The organism is Kitasatospora sp. NPDC004745, from assembly GCF_042873275.1.
Taxonomy (GTDB): Bacteria; Actinomycetota; Actinomycetes; order Streptomycetales; family Streptomycetaceae; genus Kitasatospora.
In genome coordinates this window covers 22,412-39,445 of the sequence record NZ_JBIALK010000029.1, presented here as the reverse complement: position 1 = coordinate 39,445, position 17,034 = coordinate 22,412, and the positions used below count along the sequence as shown (strand labels likewise).

Here is a 17,034-nt window from a genome sequence, read left to right as displayed (position 1 = left end):
GGCAGGGCCGCGGGGGAGCGGCGCACGTCGTGCGCGCCGTCTCCGTCCAGGGCCCGGGCCGCCCGCTCGTCGAACGTCCCGGGTGGGCCTCGAAGCGCACCCGGTTCTGTGCGTGTGCCCCTTCCGAGGAGCCACCGCAGTGCCAGCCGTCGGACGCGTGCACGGACCACCCGGGGGTTGTGCTGTCGGCGGGCACCGTTGGCGGCGGCTCCTCTGTCAGGGCCTCGAGCCGAGGCTTGCCGGACGGCTGCCCGTCCCTGGCAGGCGGGAAACGACCGTGCCGCCGCCAACGGAATGGACCTGGTGGGCGTCGCCGCGCGGCTGGGGTCGAGGAGGGCGGCGACGCCCTGTCGGGCGCCTGGGCAGCGGGTGCCGGTCCAACCCCCTTGGCCGCGTCGACGGCGGCCGGCAGACGGGGGAGGAGGCGTCCTTCCGGGCTGTGGGGTGGCGCAGTAGCCTGAAAGATTCACCCGCATGCGAAGGGGTTCTCTGCTGATGCGTCCGAACTGGGACCCGGCGTCGGTCGGCGAGATTCTCGAACCAGCCGGTTCGGTACCGGAATCGGTCCTGTGCCGGGCGCGCAGGACGATAGCCGCTCACGCGCTCGACCGCGAAGACTGCAGGCGGCTTCTGGAGGCGTTGGGCCTCGCGGAGGACGAGCCGTCGGCGACCCCGGGACATCAGTGACCGGACCGAAGCCGCTGTGGTTCCCGCGAGCCAGTGCCGCAGGCGCTTGCTCGAGGAGACCTGAGCGGGTGAGGGCTGGTCACTGACCACCTTCGGACTGGTCGGGTTCCTGCGGGCCGACACCTGTTCGGGCCTTCTGGGAGTAGCCTCCGGCCGGACGGCGGGACGGGCCCTTGGTCCCCTGGTCACGCCGGTGCTTCGAGGGGCTCTGCTCCTCGCCGCGCGGGCTTCGCTCTCCACGCTCTGCCCTGGCACCCCCTGCTCCTCCTCTTTCGAGGGTTCGCTCCCCGGGCCGGGTCGGACACGTCCGTCCCAAGGTGCTGCTGGTGCATCTGAGCGACGACGTGGCTCCCGGTGGCGGCCACGTGTGGAAGGACCCTGCCGGGCTGTGGCGGCTGCGGATCGAGGGGGAGGCGGCGACCGTGCTGTCCGCGCCCGACGACTACGCCGACGGCCATCCGGTTCTGCACGCCGTCGCGATGCCCTGAGGACCGGTCGACGCCTGCCTGCCCGCGTTGTCCGGTTCTCAGAGGGCGGTGGTCCCACCGGCACCACCACGGGCCGTCGGCGGGGCCGGTCAGGCTCACGGGGCTCCTGCGGCGCATGTCCACGCCCTGGCATGCTGCCACGCCGGGGCGGTCGGCCCCGCCAGGGCGGTGGAGACGGGGACGGGGAACGACGGGGACGCGCCCGACGGGATGCGCTCGGTCCCGGGGAGACGGCGGTGGCCCTCGGGCCGATGACGGTCGAGGCAGCGCCGGCCGTCCCGGAGCCCGCCCTCGACGGGGCCGCCGGGACGGCCCCGGGCCACGGGCGCCGGGCACACCGCCGACCAGGCCCGGGCTGCGGGGAGGTCGGCTCCGGGGAGCGGGGAGCTCAGTGGCCGGTGGTCTGGTCGGTGAGCATCGCCACGAGGCCGGTCCGGCCTTCGGTGCGCAGTCGGCGCAGCTGGCGTCGGGCGCCGTTTCCCTCCCGCAGCAGGCGTTCCAGCGCGGGGGCGATGTGGCGCCCGTCCCCGGTGCCGTCGATCACCGGGCCGGTGTGGTCGAGCAGGGCGGCCACGGCATCGGCAACGGGGGCCAGACGGTCGGAGGTCGGGTCGAACACGGTGCCCGTGCAGCCGTGCCGTGCACTGTGCCACATCGCGGCCGCCAGGAGTTCCGGTTCGACGGGCGGGGGCCGGTGTCCGGATCGCGCGTCGGTGAGGGCTCGGGTGGCCAGGGCCCTCACGATTCCCGCGAGCATCACCGCTTCGTCGGGCCGTACCTGGACGTCCATGGCCCGGATCTCGACGGTGGGGAAGTGCTCGGAGAGGCGGATGTGCCAGTAGATCTGCCCGAGGTCGCCTATCAGCCCGCGTCCGACCAGGCCCGTGGTGCGCCGGTCGTAGTCGTGCGCGCCGTCGAACACCGGCGGCGGTCCGCTGACGGGCCAGCGGCCGAAGACGAGGGTGCGCCAGCTCGCGAACCCGGTGTCGGTGTTGTGCCACAGCGGCGAGTTCGCGGCGAGCGCGACCAACAGGGGCAGCCAGCGCCGCAACCCGTTCATCACCGTGACCCCGGCCGCACGGTCGGGAATGCCCAGGTGGACGTGCATGCCGCAGATCATCTGCTCATCGGTGAGCATCCGGGCGTCGGCGTGCATGGCCTGGTAGCGGGCGGTGTCGGTCACCGGCACGGGCACCCGGTCGGCGAAGGGCGCCGCACCAGATGCGACCAGGCGGCAGCCCTCCTGCCGGGCGGCTTCGCCCAGGGCCAGGCGCATGCGCAGCAGATGGCCGCCGGCTTCCTCCAGGCCGTGGCAGACGGGGGTGGCGACTTCCAGCTGGGCCTGGAGGAGTTCGTGCTGGACCTCGTCGCGTTCCAGGGCGGGCTGGAGACGGGCGGCGCGGCGTACCTGGGCGGCGCGGGCCACCGGGAGGCCGGTGGCCGGGTGGAGCAGGAGGTACTCCTCCTCGATGCCGAGGGTCAGCATGCCGGGCGGGTACCCGTGCGCCGGGCGCGTATGCGCCCGCGGTCCGCCCGTGGCCGCGGGCGTTCCTGGGGTCCGTGAACGGTGAGGCGCAGCACGCGGTCGCCGTGGCTGTCAGGTCCGGGCGGATCTCAGGTCAGTGCGCCGGGCCAGGCCCGGGTGGCGTCCCGCTCGGGTGGTGCCCGCGTCGGCGGGCTCGGTTGCACAGCCCGGGGGAGGGGGCAGGCCGGGCAGGAGCGGTGCCGGCCGGCGAGGCGGCCGGCGGGGCAGTGGCGGCGCCGGGGGCAGCGGCGCGGTCGGTGCGGCGATGGCGGTCATGGTCTCGACCCCTCTTCTTCCTCGGCCCGGCCCCTGACAGCGGGCGCCTACCCGTGCCGGGTGCCCCCACGCCCGGTTCCGCCGTCGGGCGGTCCTCCGGCCGCCGCCGGCCGTCCGGACAGGGGACCGCAGCGGCAGGCTGCGGCATGCGGGTGGTCTGCCCGGCGCGCCCGCGCGGGTGCCCGGAAGCCGGGTGCCAGTGCGTCCGGCGCCGACTTCCACCCCACCGAAAGGACCGTGCATGGACGCGATCGTGCTGCTGAGGGAAGACCACAAGAGCGGCTCGCCGCGCTCGACGTGCCGGTGCCGTCCTGGATGCGCGCTCCCGGCGAGTGTCCCGGCATGTTCGGCCCGGAGGTGGCGATGGACGAGCTGGCCGAGCGGCTGGGCGTGGACCCGGTCGAGTTGCGGGTGCGCAACGAGCCCGCGGTCGAGCCCGGCTCGGGCAGGCCGTTCTCCAGCCGCAACCTGGTGGGCTGCCTGCGGGAGGGGGCGGCGCGGTTCGACTGGCCGCGGCGCGACCCGCGGCCCGGGGTGCGCCGGCGCGGCGACTGGCTGGTCGGTACGGGCGTCGCGGCCTCCACCTATCCGGTCAGCCGCATGTCGAAGTCGACGGCGGTGATCCGGTGGGAGGGCGGGCGCTTCGTCGTCGAGATCGGCGCGGCCGACCTCGGCACCGGGACGTGGACGACGCTGGCGCAGATCGCCGCGGACGCCCTCGGGGCGCCGGTGGGGGAGGTGGAGGTGCGCATCGGTGACACCGACTACCCGGTGGCGTCGGTGGCCGGAGGCTCCTCGGGCATGACGACGTGGGGCTCGGCCGTGGTCGAGGCCGCGCGTGCCTTCCTGGCCCGGTACGGGGCCGAGCCGCCGGAGGGGGCCGAGGCGCTCGGCTCCGTCGGGCCGGCCGACGACCGCTACGCGATGCACGCCTTCGGGGCGCAGTTCGCCGAGGCGCACGTCCACGCGGACACCGGTGAGGTGCGGGTGCCGCGGCTGCTGGGCGTGTTCGCCGCGGGTCGGATCATCAACCCGCGCACGGCGCGCTCGCAGTTCGTCGGCGGGATGACGATGGGGCTGTCGATGGCGCTGCACGAGAGCGGAGTGCTCGACCCCCGTACCGGGCACGTCGTCAACCACGACCTCGCGGACTACCACGTGGCGGCCAACGCGGACGTCGTCGGGATCGAGGCGCACTGGCTCGCCGAGCACGATCCGCACGTCAACGCCGTGGGGTCCAAGGGCATCGGGGAGATCGGCATCGTCGGCACGGCCGCCGCGGTGTCGAACGCGGTGTGGCACGCCTGCGGCGTGCGGGTGCGGGACCTGCCGATCACGCTGGACAAGGTGCTGCCGGCGCTGGAGCGCCCGGCCCCGCCCGGGTGAGGGGCGCGGCGGCCGTCGTCCCCCGGCCCGCTGCCCCCGGGCCCGCCGCGCGTCCGCCACGGCCTGACAGGCCGGACGTGCCCGAACTCAGCCCTCGATCGGCTCCCAAGCTGGTATGACTGTCACCTCTTTCAATGATCATTCAGCTCGGGGGCAGTTCAGCATGGTGCAAGACAGCGCGGTCGTCGCGCTGACCGGAGTCCGGCGGGTGTACGGCAGCGGTGAGAGCCGGGTCGCGGCCCTGGACGGGGTGACCCTGGAGTTCCCGGCCGGCTCCTTCACCGCGGTGATGGGGCCGTCCGGCTCCGGAAAGTCGACCCTGCTCCAGTGCGCGGCGGGGCTCGACCAGGTGGACGAGGGCCGGGTCCGCCTCGCCGGAGTGGACCCGCGCGGCATGTCGGAGACGGCCCTGACCAGGCTGCGCCGTGAGCGGATCGGCTTCGTCTTCCAGTCCTTCAACCTGCTGCCCACGCTGACCGCCCGGCAGAACGTCGAGCTGCCGCTCCAGCTGGCCAAGAAGCCGCCCCGGCCCGCCGACGTCGACCGGGTACTGTCCGAACTGGGCCTGGCCGCGCGAGCCGCGCACCTGCCGAGCGAGCTCTCGGGCGGCCAGCAGCAGCGCGTGGCCATCGCCCGCGCCCTGGTCACCCGCCCTCAGGTGCTCTTCGCCGACGAGCCGACCGGGGCCCTGGACTCCCGCACCTCCCGGGAGGTGCTGGCGCTGTTGCGCCGGATCGTCGCCGAGCACGGGCAGACGATCATCATGGTGACCCACGACCCGGTGGCCGCCTCGTACGCCGGGCGGGTGGTCTTCCTCGCCGACGGCCGGGTGGTGGACGAGCTGGCGGACCCGACGGCCGAGGCGGTCGCCGCCCGGATGGCCGCGCTGGAGCCGACCGACGACGAACCCAGCGGCGCCGGCCGCGACCACCTCGAGGAGGCCGCGGCGTGCTGAAACTGGCCATGGCCAACCTGCGCAGCCGCTGGACCGCCTTCGCCGGGGTGTTCGCCGCCCTCGTCCTGGGCACCGGGCTGATCTCGATGATGTCGCTCGTCCTGGCCGCGACCGCCGGTACGCCCCACCCCGCGCCCCAGCGGTTCGCGGCCGCCACGGCCGTGGCCGTGCCCGCCGACGCGCGCGGCGAGGCGGCCCGGCTTCCCACCGGGCTGCCGGCCACCGTGGCGGGCGGTGCGCCGGCCGGGGTCGTCGCCGACCGCACCTTTGCGGCCCGCCACCCGGGCGGCCCGTCCGACGCCGTCGGACACGGCTGGTCATCGGCAGCCTTGACGCCGTACCACCTGACGACCGGCCGGGCGCCGGTGGCGGACGACGAGATCGTGCTGACCGGCGGCGCCGAGCTGGTCGGCCACCGGATCCCACTCACGACCGCGGCCGGACGCTCCGCCTACACCGTCGTCGGCGCCACCGAGCAGCGCTGGTTCGAACACGCCGCCTTCTTCACCGACGCCGCCGCCGCGCGGATCTCGCCACCCGTCAACGCACTGGCGACCACCGGCCCGGCAGCCGCCCTGCCGACAGCCGACGGCGTGCTGCTGCTCACCGGGCAGGACCGCCGCCAGGCCGATCCCGACCCGTCCGGCGGTGCGGACCAGCTGCTGAACGCGCAGGCCATGGCCGCCACCACCAGTGGAATCGCGGTCTCGGTCGCGGTCTTCATCGTGATCGCGACCTTCGCCTTCTCGATCGAGCAGCGCGGCCGCGAGCTTGCGCTGCTCCGGCTGACCGGGGCCACCCCGTGCCAGGTGGCCGGCCTGGTCCTGGCCGAGGCCGGACTGGTCGGCGCGGCCGGGTCGCTGCTCGGGTCGCTGCTCGGGGTGGCGGGCGCCGGCGTGCTGCGCGGGTGGATGGTCCACCACGGTGTCGCACCCGGATGGTTCGACGTCGGCGCCGATCCGCTCGCGCTGCTGCTCGCCGCTCTCCTGGGCGTCGCCGCCGCGCTGTCGGGCGCCGCCGCCGTCGCCGTCCGGGCCGCCCGGGTACGCCCGGTCGCGGCGCTGCGGGACTCCGCCGCGAACACCCGGGCGATGACCCCGCTGCGCTGGGTACTGGCCCTGGGCCTGCTCGCCGGCGCCGTCGCGACCGGCTGGACGATCACTGCGACCTCACCCGAGTACGCGGTGAACGCCCGCAAGTACGGCGCCGTGCCGCTGCTCTTCGTCGGCGGTCTTGCCCTGCTCGCGCCCGTGCTGCTGCGGCCCGCCGCCCGACTGGCCACCTGGCCGCTGGCCCGGCTCGGCGCAGGCCCGCTGATCGTCCGCCAGAACACGCTCAACGCCGGGCGCCGGACCGCCGCCACGGTCACCCCCGTGGTGGTGGCCGTGGGGTTGGTCGCGGCCATGATGAGCATGCAGGGCGCCGGCGACGGGGCCCGCGCCGATCTCGCGCGAAGCCAGACCCGTGCCGCCGCCGTGGTGCTGCCCCTGGACGGCGGGCTGCTGGACCGTCCGACGGCCGCCGCGCTCGCGAACCTGCGGGCCACCACGGTCACCCCCACCCGGCTGGAGATCAGCGGCGCCGACGGCACCGTCCTGGACTCGCTCAGCGGAAAGGCCGTCCGGCCCGACGCACTCGGCTCGGTGCTGAAGCCGACCGTGGTCGCCGGCTCACTGACCGGGCTCGGCGACGACTTCCTGGTGGTCGACGAGCACACCGCCCGCAGTGACGACCTGTCACCGGGGCAGACCGTCACCTGCTGGCTCCCGGACGGGTCACGGACCGCACTGCGCATCGCGGCGGTGGTCCGGACCGGTCTCAACGGCGACGACACCTACCTCTCGGCGGCACACACGGCGGGCGCACTGCCCGCGCTGGCCTGGCTCGACACGCCCGCCGACGCGGCAACGGCCCGGACGGCGCTCGACGGCCTGGACGCCGCGGTCGGACCAGCCGACCTCTACTTCGACCGCTCGGCGGCCAAGCAGCGCGCGCAGTCGCGGAACGCGAGCGTGGTCGTGCTCGGGATCTCGGTCGGCTACTCGCTGCTCTCGGTAGCCAACACCCTGGTCATGGCCGCGGCCGGCCGGCGGCGCGAACTCGCGGCACTCAACCTCGCCGGGGCGACCAGGGCCCAGACCCTGCGGCTGATCGCGGCGGAGTCCCTGCTCGCCGTGCTGGTGGGCACCCTGCTCGCCGCCGTGGCCGGCGCGGCGGTCGCGGCCACCCAGGCGACCGCGCTGCACCGCCTGGTGGGCGGGTTCGCGGCCACCGTCCCGTGGGCACCGCTCGCGCAGGTGGTGGTCCTGTGCGCCGCGGTCGCGGTGACCGCGGCCGTGCTCGCCGCCTGGCGCGTCACCCGCGGGCGGTCGATCGAGGCGGCGGGGGCGCGGGAGTAGCGGGGCTTGACGCGGAGGCCGAGCGCCACCCGGCCCGGGCCGGCGGCTCCGCCGGCCCGGGCCGGGTACGGGTCACGCGCGAACCCGACGATGCGGTCGGCAGGCCGCTTCGACGGAGTCCGACGACGGAAGCCAGCCGGACGCGGTTCGCCCGGACGGTGAACCGACGGCTGCTCCCGACCGCGGGCCCGGCCCCCGGTCCCTGACCGCGGATCCGGACCCCGGTTCCCGCAGCTGACGGCCGGCCGTCAGCTGCGGGTCTCGATCCTCAGGTCGCCGGTGGTCACCCGGCGGATGGGCTCGCTCGTCAGCAGCTCGTGCGGCTGGCCGAGGGCGATCGCGCCCGCCGCGTCGAGCCGGCCCAGCTGGGCGTCCGTCAGCTCGACCGCCAGGGCGCCCAGGTTGTCCTCCAGCTGGGCGGGGGTGCGTGCGCCGAGCAGCGTGCTCGTCACGCCCGGCTTCCGCAGCGTCCAGGCCAGCGCCACCTGGGCCGGGGTGCGCCCCAGCTCGCCGGCCACCTCCCGGACCACCTCGGCCACGCCGAGGCTGCGTTCGGTGAGGGTGCCCAGGGCTAGGTTGTGGCTCCGGCGGGTGCTCCCGTCGGGGCCGGCACCCGTCGCGCCCACGTCCTCCCGACCGTATTTGCCGCTGAGCACCCCGCCGCCGAGCGGTGAGTACGGGACCACGCCCAGGCCCAGCTCCCGGGCCATCGGGATCAGGTCGCGCTCCGCGGTGCGTTCGATCAGGCTGTACTCGACCTGCAGCGCGACCAGTGGCGACCAGCCGCGCAGGTCGGCGATCGCCTGCATCCGGGACACCTGCCAGGCCGGGGTGTTGGAGATCGCCACGTACAGCACCTTGCCCTGCCGGACCAGGTCGTCCAGGCCGCGCAGCACCTCCTCCACCGAGGTCCGGAAGTCCCAGACGTGCAGGTACAGCAGGTCGAGGTAGTCGGTGCCGAGCCGCCGCAGGCTGCCCTCCACCGAGCCGGACAGCGCCTTGCGGTGCCCGCCCCCGGAGTTGGGGTCGCCGGGGCGGCGCAGGGTCGAGTACTTGGTCGCCAGCACCAGGCGTTCGCGCTCCTCGCGGGCGAACTCGCCCAGCAGGCGCTCGGAGCTTCCGTCGGTGTAGGTGTCGGCGGTGTCGAGGAGGTTGCCGCCGAGCCCGACGTAGCGGTCGAACAGCTTGCGGGCCTCGGCCCGTTCGGCGCCCCACCCCCATTCGGTGCCGAAGGTCGCGGTGCCCAGGGCCAGCGGTGAGACCCGCAGTCCCGAGCGGCCCAGCAGCCGGTAGTCGTCCAGGGCCAGTGCCATCAGGCTCTCCTGTGCTCGCGTGTGTTCGGGTTCCGTTGCCGGGACCGAGTCTGCGGCGGCGGCCGACCCCTGATAAGGGAGGGACTTTCCTGGGAAGGCCGGTCCCACCCTGGCGGTTGGACCGGTCATGACGACACGCACCGTGGACACCACCGTCGAACTGGCAGCCTTCCTGCGAAGCAGGCGCGAACGGCTGGATCCGGAGCGGCTGGGCCTGCCCTCGCACCGGCGGGCCCGGCGCACGCCCGGACTGCGCCGGGAGGAGGTCGCCGAACTGGCCGGGGTCAGTACCGACTACGTGGTCCGGCTGGAGCAGGGCCGCGGGCTGCGGCCCTCGGCAGAGGTTCTGGCGGCGCTGGCCCGGGCCCTGTGCCTGGACCCGGGCGAACGCGACTACCTGTTCGACCTGGCCGGACGCCGCCGTCCCGGCACCACCGGCGGTCCGGACGCCGGTGTGGCCCCGTCGCTGGCCCGCCTGGTCGGCGACCTCTCGCCGCTGCCGGCCATGCTGCTGGACTACCGCTACGACCTCCTCGCCTGGAACCCCGAAATGGCCCGCCTGCTACCGGGCTTCGAGGCCGTGCCGCCCGCACGGCGCAACGCGATGTGGCTGTGCCTGCTGCACCCGGAGATGCGCGGCTTCTACGCCGACCGGGAGCAGGTGCTGCGGGACGGGATCGCCCACCTGCGCGCGGCATGGGCCGCGCACCCGCAGGACCGGGAACTGTCCGGCCTCATAGCCGAGTTCGCCGCACAGGACGAGGAATTCGCCCGCTTGTGGGCCGAGCGGGAGGTCAGCGTCAACGGACGCGGCCGGAAGTCGCTGCGGCATCCGGTCGTCGGTGCGATCACCGTCGACTTCGACGTCCTGCTGCCGCTCCAGGACCCGGAACTACGCCTGCTGGTCTACCGAGCCGCGGACGAGGAGAGCCGCGAGGCCCTTGACCGGCTCTGCGTGCGGTGACGGCCGCCCGGGAGCCCGGCCACCTGGGGGGCTCGGGCTCGCCGCGCGGACTGGGCGGCCGTCGCCCGAAACGGTGGGCCCGACCCGACAACGGGGGCGAAGCGTCCGGCTCCCGGTCCGGTGACGTGCACCCCGTGGACTGGGAGAATCGCTCCGGAACTCCGGGACCAGCGGGACTGCGTGGAGACCATGAACGTGCTCTCTGAAGCGCGCGAGGTCGTGAGGGCGTACAGCACCACTTCTTCTCCCTCCAGGGGCGGGAAGGACTGCCGGACTAGACGAGTGATGCGAAGGGTTAGTGGTCGTAGCCGGTCAGCGAGCGCATGACGGGCTGGCCGGTGTGGTGGTTGTGCCAGATCGCGCTGGTCAGGGCGAGGACGCGTTGTAGGACACGGACCATGACACCGCCCGGGGTGCGGCCATGGTGGCGTTCGAGGTCGAGCTGGGCCTTGAAGGTCTGGTTGACGGACTCGATGGTCTGGCGGCGGCGCTGGCGACCGACCCCGCGACCCGCGGGATCGGCCAGTGGCGTCCGGCTGGAAGCGAGCCGACCCGCCTACGCCCACGCCGGGCTCGGCGAGCGGCGCGAGCCGATCCGCCGGGAGGGGGCGAGGAGCGGTCGAGGGCGGCGAGCAGTGCCCGTTCAGTTGCATGGGAGTCATCCTTCCCGTGCTTGACATGCACTTGAAGGTAATGTCGGGCCTGGATACCTTCGTCACCAGAGCGCAGGACGCACCGCACGACGCGGCCGGACCGGCCTCAACCACCCCTTCTCGCACGGGAGTACCGCCATGTCCGCAATGCCTCAGGCCACCGCCGCCGACCTCTCCGGCGCCACGCTCCCCGCCGCCGACCTGCTCGCCCGGACCACGGACGCGGTGCGCGAGGCCGGTGCGGCGCTGCGCGAGCGCTTCGGCGACGTGGTCCCCTACCGGACCCGCGAGGAGCTGACGGCCGCACTCGCCGCCAACGACGACGCGGCCCTCGCCATCCTGCGCCCCGCCCTCACCGAACTGCGCCCGGGCGCGGGCTGGGTGGAGGACGAGCTGGACGGCGGGGCGCTGCCGGCCGGCGAGTGGTGGGTGGTGGACCCGGCCGAGGGCAACGTCAACCACCTGCACGCCCTGCCGGAGTGGGCGGTCACCGCCACCCTGGTGCGCGACAACCAGCCGGTGCTCACCGTCGTCCACCTCCCGCTGACCGGCGAGACCTACACCGCGCTCGCCGGCGCGGGCGCCCACCTCGACGGGCGGCCGCTGCGCGTCTCCCCGACCGAGGACCTGGGCCTGGGCATCGTGGCCACCAGCCAGGCCCGACCGGACGAGGACGAGACGGTCGTGCGCCGGGTCGGCTCCTCGATCACCGCGATGCTCTCCGACGCGCTCGTGGTGCGCACCGCCGTGCCCGCGACGCTGCACCTGGTGAACGTGGCCGCCGGCCGGATGGACGCCTTCTGGCAGTTCGCCGGCGCCCGCGCGGACCTGCTGCCCGGCGCGCTGCTCGTCACCGAGGCCGGCGGGACGGTCTCCGACGCCCAGGGCCGCCCCTGGACCCCGCAGAGCGCGAGCTTCCTGGCCGCCACGCCCGGCGTCCACGCCGCCGCCGTCGCCACGCTCTCCCGCTGACCGCACATCACCACCCGCGGCCGCAGCCCACTGCCACAGCTCACGGCCACGACCCGCGGCCACAACCCATCCGCAACGAAAAGGACCTGACCACCATGACCACGATCGCAGTCCTCGGGAACGGCCGCGTCGGCGGCAACCTGGCCGCCGCCCTCACCCGGGCGGGGCACGAGGTGAGCGCAGTGGACCGCGCACCGGGCGCCGCCGCCGCTGCCGCCCGGACGGCCGAGGTCGTCATCAACGCCACCCCGGGCGCCGGCTCGCTGGAACGGCTCGCCGCCCTGCGCGAAGAGCTGCGCGGCAAGATCCTCGTCGACGTCTCCAACGCCACCGTCGACGGACCGGACGGACTGCCCGCCGACCTGATCTACCCCGGCTCCAGCCTGGCCGAGCAACTGCAGGAGGCTCTCCCGCAGACGCGCGTCGTCAAGACCCTCAACACCATGCTCTTCCCGGTGATGACCGCGCCGGCCACCCTCACCGAACCGCCGACCGCGTTCCTGTCCGGCCAGGACCCCCAGGCCAAGCAGACCGTCCGCGACCTGCTCGCCGACCTCGGCTGGCACGAGGAGTGGATCACCGATCTCGGCGGCATCCACACCGCCCGCGCCACGGAAGCCGCGATCCTGTTCGTGCCGCACGTCATCCGCGCCAGCGGGTTCACGCCCTTCGCGATCTCGATCGCCCGCTGACCAGCCACCGCGCGACGGCCTCCGGGACCACCTCAAGACCCGGCAGCCCACGGCCGTCGACGAGGCCGGCAACCGGCTTCCGGCGCCCCCTCGGGACCAGCGCACCACGCCGCCGCCCGCGGCCACCCCGGCGGCGAGCGTCCGACGCAGCCTGCCCCACCGCCCGGATGCACCCGGTCGTACGGAGTGGTCGACTCGAAACGACGGGAAGTCTCGGGGGCCGTCACGGAGAGGAGCCGAGCGATGCCGAAGGTATCCAAGCAGTCCGCGACGAACGTCCAGGAGTTCGGTCCGGTGACCGACCGCCGCGAGGAGATGAACGGCTACACCGTCGAATTCGTCTCCTTCGCGGCGGACGCGGACCTGGACGGGCCGCTTCAGTCGCTGCCCGACGGGCAGTGCCACTGCCCGCACTGGGGCTACGTCATCGCCGGGCGCATGCGCTTCGTCTTCACCGACCACGAGGAGGTGTACGAGGCCGGCGACGCGTTCTACCAGCCGCCGGGCCACCGGCCGTACGTCGACGCGGGGACGGAGCTGCTGCAGTTCAGCCCCACCGACGCGCTCGCCCGCACCGAGCAGGCCATCATCGACTGGATGGGCCGCCAGCAGGGCGGCACGCCTTAACTGCTCGGGTGGCACGGCTGCCTCCGTGTGAGGGCCGGCGGTTCCGGGGCCGAAGGTGGACTCGAGGGTGCGGGCGGACTTCGGGGGCCGTGGTCCCCGACCGGGACGATCGCCCTGTCCACCGGCGTCGTAAAGCAGTGGACAGGCCTTCATCCGTTGGACGGGCATCTCCGCGGTGAACAGCGAATCCCGTCCCGTCCCCAGGCGTGTCCGTTTCGTCGAACTCGGTGCGAAGGCGCTGCGGGCGCTTGCCGACGGCGACCTCGCGGGCGGCAGTGCCGAGGCCGGTGTCGCCCTCGATCCGCATTTCGTCGGTGACCGGGCTCGTTGGATCTTCGGCTACCGTGCCTCCCAGCTCGCCCGGGAGCCGTCGGCCGCGCCCTGGATCACGCGGGCCGTCGTGTCCGAGCCGGACGGGGTCGTGGTCGGCGACGCCGGGTTCCACAGGCCGCCGGACGAGGACGGCACGGTCGAGGTCGGCTTCACCGTCGTACCGGCGCACCGCCGCCAGGGCTACGCCCGCGCCATGCTGGCGGCGCTGCTCCTCAGGGCCGCCGCCGAACCCGGCATCAGGACCGTACGGGCCAGGATCAGCCCTGACAACACCGCCTCCCTGGCCACCGTCGCGGGCTTCGGGTTCGCACGCGTCGGCGAACAGGGGAACGAACGCGACGGACTCGTGATCGTCTTCGAGCTCCCGGCGGACGCGATTCGGACCGGGCACCTCACCGCCCAGGCGGACACCGAGATCGTCCTGGTCAAGCCCTGACTTTCGCCTCGGCTGTCAGTCGCCCGGGTGGATGCGGGGAAGCAGGTGCGGACGGCCCGCGAGGTAGCGGTCGGCTGCCTGCAGCGGCGTGAGGCCGGCGACGTTGATCAGGACGTCCAGTTCCTCGACACCCTCGTTGCCCGGCTCGAGTGCCGCGAGCCGGGCGAGTGCCTCCGGGCGGATCCGCTCGATCGCCTCGTTCCGAACCACCGGACTGGCCGCGTCGACGGTGCCCAGCAGGCCCTTCGGCTCCGTCAGCGGCCGCAGCCCGTGGAGGCGGTTGAGGTACTGGGGCCGCCAGAGCGGGATGACGAACCATTCGTGCCGGGCGAGCCCGCGTTCGACCCTGGCGACGAAGCCCGCTTCGTCGCCAGGGGTGAAGCGGTAACCGGCCCGGTCGAGGCCGTAGTCCGCCACCATGCGGGCCGAGAAGCGGCTGATGCCGGCTCCCGGGTTGACGCCGTCGATCACGCGGGTCATCCGCTCGGCCACCTCGGGGCGGGCGAGGTCGCCGACCTCTGCGACCTCGGCGGCGGGGACGTAGGGGGGTACCGCCCAGAGGCAGTACGGCTCGTAGTGCGGGGCGAGCACGGTGACCTCGTCCCGGTGTCCTGCCAGGTACTCATCGTGGCTCGACGGCAGCCAGGCGGACACCAAGATGTCGATCTCTCCGGCGGACTGACGGCGGAAGAGCTCCTCGTGGGGCGCCTCCACCACCGAGACCGGGTGTCCGTGCGCTTCCAGGACCCGGCGGACGAGTGCCGCGGTGCCCCGGTGGAACGACAGGGCGATCGAGCCGACGGTCAAGGGACACGGGCGCGTTCGGCCGGACATGGCAAGAGTTCCTTCCGCAGGCTGACTGCCGGCCGACCTGGACCGCTCCGGCGTGTTGGGCACGACGGACGCTATGGGAGAGGTCGTGGTTACCCGCAAGGGCCATTGCTACCTTTTGGGTACTGTCGGCCGGCGGCCACGAGTGCGGAGCCGGGGCGTCGGCGCCGACCAGCACCGGGGCTCCCCTGAGCTGCGTCGGGCGCGCTGGGTCGCCTCAGGCGGTCCGGAAGCCGGGTCGCCCGCGGTCGGCGGAGCGGGCGTGCCCCGGGCCACTGGCGTGCTTGCGCCGGGCGTTCAGGTGAGTTCGCCGGGCTGGAGGTTGGGCAGACCGGTGTGTCGGGCGACTCCTTCGGATACGACCCAGTGTGGAGGTGGCGCACGATGGCCCTGGCACACGACCGGGCGCCCTGGGAGGCCGGGAGCGGTGGCCCGCCGGATCGGCGAGTCCTCACCCTCGTCCCCCTCGTGTCGGATGTCGGCGTCCGGCGGTCGTGGCGGCTGCGGCAACGGGTCGTGAGCGCGGTCGACGCGGCCACGCGAGCCGACACCGTCCACGACCGGATCCACAGGCCCTGCGCCACGGCCCCGGCAACCGGTGCGCGGCGCCGACGGCGCCGCGCACCCGCCGCATTCCCCGCTGGGCGCGGACGGCCCGCTGCACGCGCAGGGGCCGGGCGACCTGACCCGCTGGATGGCGGTTCCGTGGCAGGCCGACACCGCGAGCTGCCGCTCCGGCTACGAGTCCGCTGCGCTCCCCAAGGGCCGTTACGACCCCCACCTGCCGACGTTCTGGCCGGCCCGGGTGCCCAACCACGTCCTCACCGAGGACGACTTCCGCATCGTCAACAAGGAGAGCGGGACGAGTTCGGAGGACGAGCGCCTGGACGCGTTCGCCCGCCGGGCGTCGTGGCTGCGCGGCCTGCACGGCGAGTACAAGCAGCAGCTCGCCCAGGCGGCGAAGGAGTGGCACCACTTCGGGATCGTGGAGACCCGCCGCTACACCGTGGGTGACGGCAGGTTCCCCGAGGTCGTTCAGGTCGAGTCGGTCCCCGGATTCCCGCTGGAGGGCGTCTCGCTCGACCGCAACCTGGTCACCGTCCACGTCCCGGAGACCACCGCCCTGGACGCCGCCGCCCACGACGGCGTCCTCGCCGAGGTCGTGGACCGGACCGGCTACAGCGCGGAGGAGATCACGGTCGGCTACATCGACAAGCTCGACCCGTTCGGCGAGGAATCCGCCAACGGCGGCGGTGCGCACCCCGCCCACAGCACCCCGTGAGGCCGGCCGCGGCTGCCGCCACCGCCCTGGTACGCGCCGGCCGGACGGTGCCGGTCACCGATGCCGGAAGCGGCCCGGCCCCGGCCGGTGAGGCACCACCCGCCGCCCCGCTGCCCGGCCGCCGCCGGCTGCCGGCCCGGCACACCGACGCCGACCTGCCCGCCGCCCGGGCCGTCCACACCCACCTGGCCGGAGACCCCCGCGCCCTCGACGAGTACGGCCGGAGCGTCACCGCCGTCCGCACCACCTACCTGCGCAACCACCGAAACCACAACGCCGCCGGACGCCGCCGGCCCGCCCGGCCGTTCTGGCAGCGTCGCCACCACCCGACCCCGGAGGAGACACCGTGACCGTGGAACACCGGCCCGACACCGTCAGCGCCACCGCCGACAGGCACGGACACCGCTTCCTGCTGATCGGCAAGAAGACCATCTTCAGCTACCACCTGGGCCTGTACTACGTCCCGATCCACGCCTTCCAGATGATCACCAGGTTCGGACTGCCCGACGGACTGCGCGACACGTACCTGAGCGACCTCGAAGCCCACGAGGACCAGCAGGTCTACTACTCCCTGTTCACCGAAGGGCACTGGCCGCTGCAGGACATCGTCGACGGCAGGCGGACCTCACTGCCGGTCGAACTCGAACGCGTCACCGTCGACGCCCAGGGCAACCGCACCTTCACACCCCTGCTCCCCGCCGTCGACGCGACCTGCCGCAAGGAGGACGTCGTCCACTACCGGCCGCTCGAGCCCGACGCCGGCTACCCCGACTTCCTGACCGCCCTGTCCTTCGGCCAGGCCGACGAGGTCCACCTCGCCCACCGCCTGGCCGGAGCCCCGAACTGGGACGAGGTCATCACCACCGTCGACCCCCGAGGGTTCCAGCCCGGCGACCTCGCGCCCGCAGGCACCGTCACCGTGTCCACGGTCAAGGATCCCCACGGCGCCGCCCCGAAGAGCCCGCTGAGCACCGGCACCCGCTACGAGGGCACGACGGGCGGGCGCACGGTCGCCTTCACCGCCGGACGTCAGGGCTGGTGGAACAACACCTCCCTCAACAAGAAGTAACCCACCTGCACCACCCCGCAGGAGCCACGCCGAGCCGTCTGCCCCCGCGGTGGGGGCAGACGGTGAGGCTGACGGCATGTCGGTCACAAGACGTTCGGCAAGGCCTCCACTTGGCTCTCCTGCTCCAGCAACGCCGGGACCTGGGA

At 74.1% G+C, this 17,034-nt stretch carries 14 protein-coding genes and 2 pseudogenes; 12 read left to right on the top strand and 4 right to left on the bottom strand.

The window, feature by feature from the left end; all coding sequences use genetic code 11:
* Positions 1 to 860 precede the first annotated feature (860 nt).
* Positions 861 to 1,175: a DUF6296 family protein gene (locus ACFYUY_RS33515; RefSeq protein WP_387906229.1), complete on the top strand. Its 315-nt coding sequence runs from the start codon at positions 861 to 863 to the stop codon at positions 1,173 to 1,175.
* Between the two features lie 388 nt (positions 1,176 to 1,563).
* On the opposite strand, the gene ACFYUY_RS33510 is transcribed toward ACFYUY_RS33515, so the two are convergent.
* Positions 1,564 to 2,661 carry a glutamate--cysteine ligase gene (locus ACFYUY_RS33510; RefSeq protein WP_360215424.1) on the bottom strand — a complete coding sequence of 366 codons (1,098 nt, stop codon included), beginning with the start codon at positions 2,659 to 2,661 and terminating at the stop codon, positions 1,564 to 1,566.
* 570 nt (positions 2,662 to 3,231) lie between these two features.
* On the opposite strand from ACFYUY_RS33510, the pseudogene ACFYUY_RS33505 reads away from it, so the two are divergent.
* The 3 genes and pseudogenes from ACFYUY_RS33505 to ACFYUY_RS33495 all read left to right on the top strand — a co-directional run.
* Positions 3,232 to 4,362, top strand: a pseudogene (locus tag ACFYUY_RS33505) (molybdopterin cofactor-binding domain-containing protein); the annotation flags it as partial.
* Between the two features lie 163 nt (positions 4,363 to 4,525).
* Positions 4,526 to 5,317 carry an ABC transporter ATP-binding protein gene (locus ACFYUY_RS33500; RefSeq protein ID WP_387906228.1) on the top strand — a complete coding sequence of 264 codons (792 nt, stop codon included), beginning with the start codon at positions 4,526 to 4,528 and terminating at the stop codon, positions 5,315 to 5,317.
* Positions 5,311 to 7,716, top strand: a complete 2,406-nt coding sequence (locus tag ACFYUY_RS33495) for an FtsX-like permease family protein (protein WP_387906225.1) — start codon at positions 5,311 to 5,313, stop codon at positions 7,714 to 7,716. Before ACFYUY_RS33500 ends, ACFYUY_RS33495 begins: the two co-directional genes overlap by 7 nt.
* A gap of 248 nt (positions 7,717 to 7,964) precedes the next feature.
* Here ACFYUY_RS33495 and ACFYUY_RS33490 read toward each other — a convergent pair whose 3' ends face one another.
* On the bottom strand, positions 7,965 to 9,029 hold the full coding sequence (locus ACFYUY_RS33490) for an aldo/keto reductase (RefSeq protein ID WP_360215434.1): 1,065 nt from the start codon (positions 9,027 to 9,029) through the stop codon (positions 7,965 to 7,967).
* Between the two features lie 127 nt (positions 9,030 to 9,156).
* Between ACFYUY_RS33490 and ACFYUY_RS33485 the strand changes: the two genes are divergently transcribed.
* On the top strand, positions 9,157 to 9,993 hold the full coding sequence (locus ACFYUY_RS33485; RefSeq protein WP_387906223.1) for a helix-turn-helix domain-containing protein: 837 nt from the start codon (positions 9,157 to 9,159) through the stop codon (positions 9,991 to 9,993).
* Positions 9,994 to 10,288: 295 nt separating this feature from the next.
* On the opposite strand, the pseudogene ACFYUY_RS33480 reads toward ACFYUY_RS33485, so the two are convergent.
* Positions 10,289 to 10,477 (bottom strand): annotated as a pseudogene (locus ACFYUY_RS33480) (IS982 family transposase); the annotation flags it as partial.
* A 307-nt stretch (positions 10,478 to 10,784) separates the two neighbouring features.
* Between ACFYUY_RS33480 and ACFYUY_RS33475 the strand changes: the two are divergent.
* The 4 genes from ACFYUY_RS33475 to ACFYUY_RS33460 all read left to right on the top strand — a co-directional run bounded on the left by ACFYUY_RS33475 (position 10,785) and on the right by ACFYUY_RS33460 (position 13,706).
* Positions 10,785 to 11,618, top strand: a complete 834-nt coding sequence (locus tag ACFYUY_RS33475; RefSeq protein ID WP_387906220.1) for an inositol monophosphatase family protein — start codon at positions 10,785 to 10,787, stop codon at positions 11,616 to 11,618.
* Positions 11,619 to 11,713: 95 nt separating this feature from the next.
* Positions 11,714 to 12,310: an NADPH-dependent F420 reductase gene (locus ACFYUY_RS33470; protein ID WP_387906217.1), complete on the top strand. Its 597-nt coding sequence runs from the start codon at positions 11,714 to 11,716 to the stop codon at positions 12,308 to 12,310.
* 243 nt (positions 12,311 to 12,553) lie between these two features.
* On the top strand, positions 12,554 to 12,937 hold the full coding sequence (locus ACFYUY_RS33465; protein ID WP_360215452.1) for a hypothetical protein: 384 nt from the start codon (positions 12,554 to 12,556) through the stop codon (positions 12,935 to 12,937).
* Positions 12,938 to 13,112: 175 nt separating this feature from the next.
* Positions 13,113 to 13,706 (top strand): GNAT family N-acetyltransferase, encoded by a 594-nt coding sequence (locus ACFYUY_RS33460; RefSeq protein WP_387906214.1) that lies wholly within the window; start codon positions 13,113 to 13,115, stop codon positions 13,704 to 13,706.
* Between the two features lie 15 nt (positions 13,707 to 13,721).
* On the opposite strand, the gene ACFYUY_RS33455 is transcribed toward ACFYUY_RS33460, so the two are convergent.
* A complete protein-coding gene (locus tag ACFYUY_RS33455) occupies positions 13,722 to 14,540 on the bottom strand; it encodes a glycine betaine ABC transporter substrate-binding protein (protein ID WP_360215457.1) in 819 nt (272 codons plus the stop codon).
* Positions 14,541 to 15,135: 595 nt separating this feature from the next.
* Between ACFYUY_RS33455 and ACFYUY_RS33450 the strand changes: the two genes are divergently transcribed.
* The 3 genes from ACFYUY_RS33450 to ACFYUY_RS33440 are packed head-to-tail and all read left to right on the top strand — an operon-like array spanning position 15,136 to position 16,888.
* Entirely contained in the window at positions 15,136 to 15,819 is a 684-nt protein-coding gene (locus ACFYUY_RS33450; protein ID WP_387906211.1) for a LodA/GoxA family CTQ-dependent oxidase, read from the top strand.
* The gene (locus ACFYUY_RS33445) at positions 15,816 to 16,169 is read left to right on the top strand and encodes a hypothetical protein (protein ID WP_387906209.1); all 354 of its coding nucleotides are present in this window, start codon (positions 15,816 to 15,818) and stop codon (positions 16,167 to 16,169) included. The genes ACFYUY_RS33450 and ACFYUY_RS33445 overlap by 4 nt, the downstream gene beginning before the upstream one ends.
* Positions 16,166 to 16,888: a hypothetical protein gene (locus ACFYUY_RS33440; RefSeq protein ID WP_387906206.1), complete on the top strand. Its 723-nt coding sequence runs from the start codon at positions 16,166 to 16,168 to the stop codon at positions 16,886 to 16,888. Before ACFYUY_RS33445 ends, ACFYUY_RS33440 begins: the two co-directional genes overlap by 4 nt.
* Positions 16,889 to 17,034: the final 146 nt, after the last annotated feature.

Bases quoted from the DNA above. Each gene is read 5' to 3' on its own strand.
- ACFYUY_RS33475 (WP_387906220.1), top strand. From the start codon at position 10,785: ATGTCCGCAATGCCTCAGGCCACCGCCGCCGACCTCTCCGGCGCCACG.
- ACFYUY_RS33510 (WP_360215424.1), bottom strand. From the start codon at position 2,661: ATGCTGACCCTCGGCATCGAGGAGGAGTACCTCCTGCTCCACCCGGCC.
- ACFYUY_RS33470 (WP_387906217.1), top strand. From the start codon at position 11,714: ATGACCACGATCGCAGTCCTCGGGAACGGCCGCGTCGGCGGCAACCTG.
- ACFYUY_RS33490 (WP_360215434.1), bottom strand. From the start codon at position 9,029: ATGGCACTGGCCCTGGACGACTACCGGCTGCTGGGCCGCTCGGGACTG.
- ACFYUY_RS33500 (WP_387906228.1), top strand. From the start codon at position 4,526: ATGGTGCAAGACAGCGCGGTCGTCGCGCTGACCGGAGTCCGGCGGGTG.
- ACFYUY_RS33485 (WP_387906223.1), top strand. From the start codon at position 9,157: ATGACGACACGCACCGTGGACACCACCGTCGAACTGGCAGCCTTCCTG.
- ACFYUY_RS33455 (WP_360215457.1), bottom strand. From the start codon at position 14,540: ATGTCCGGCCGAACGCGCCCGTGTCCCTTGACCGTCGGCTCGATCGCC.
- ACFYUY_RS33465 (WP_360215452.1), top strand. From the start codon at position 12,554: ATGCCGAAGGTATCCAAGCAGTCCGCGACGAACGTCCAGGAGTTCGGT.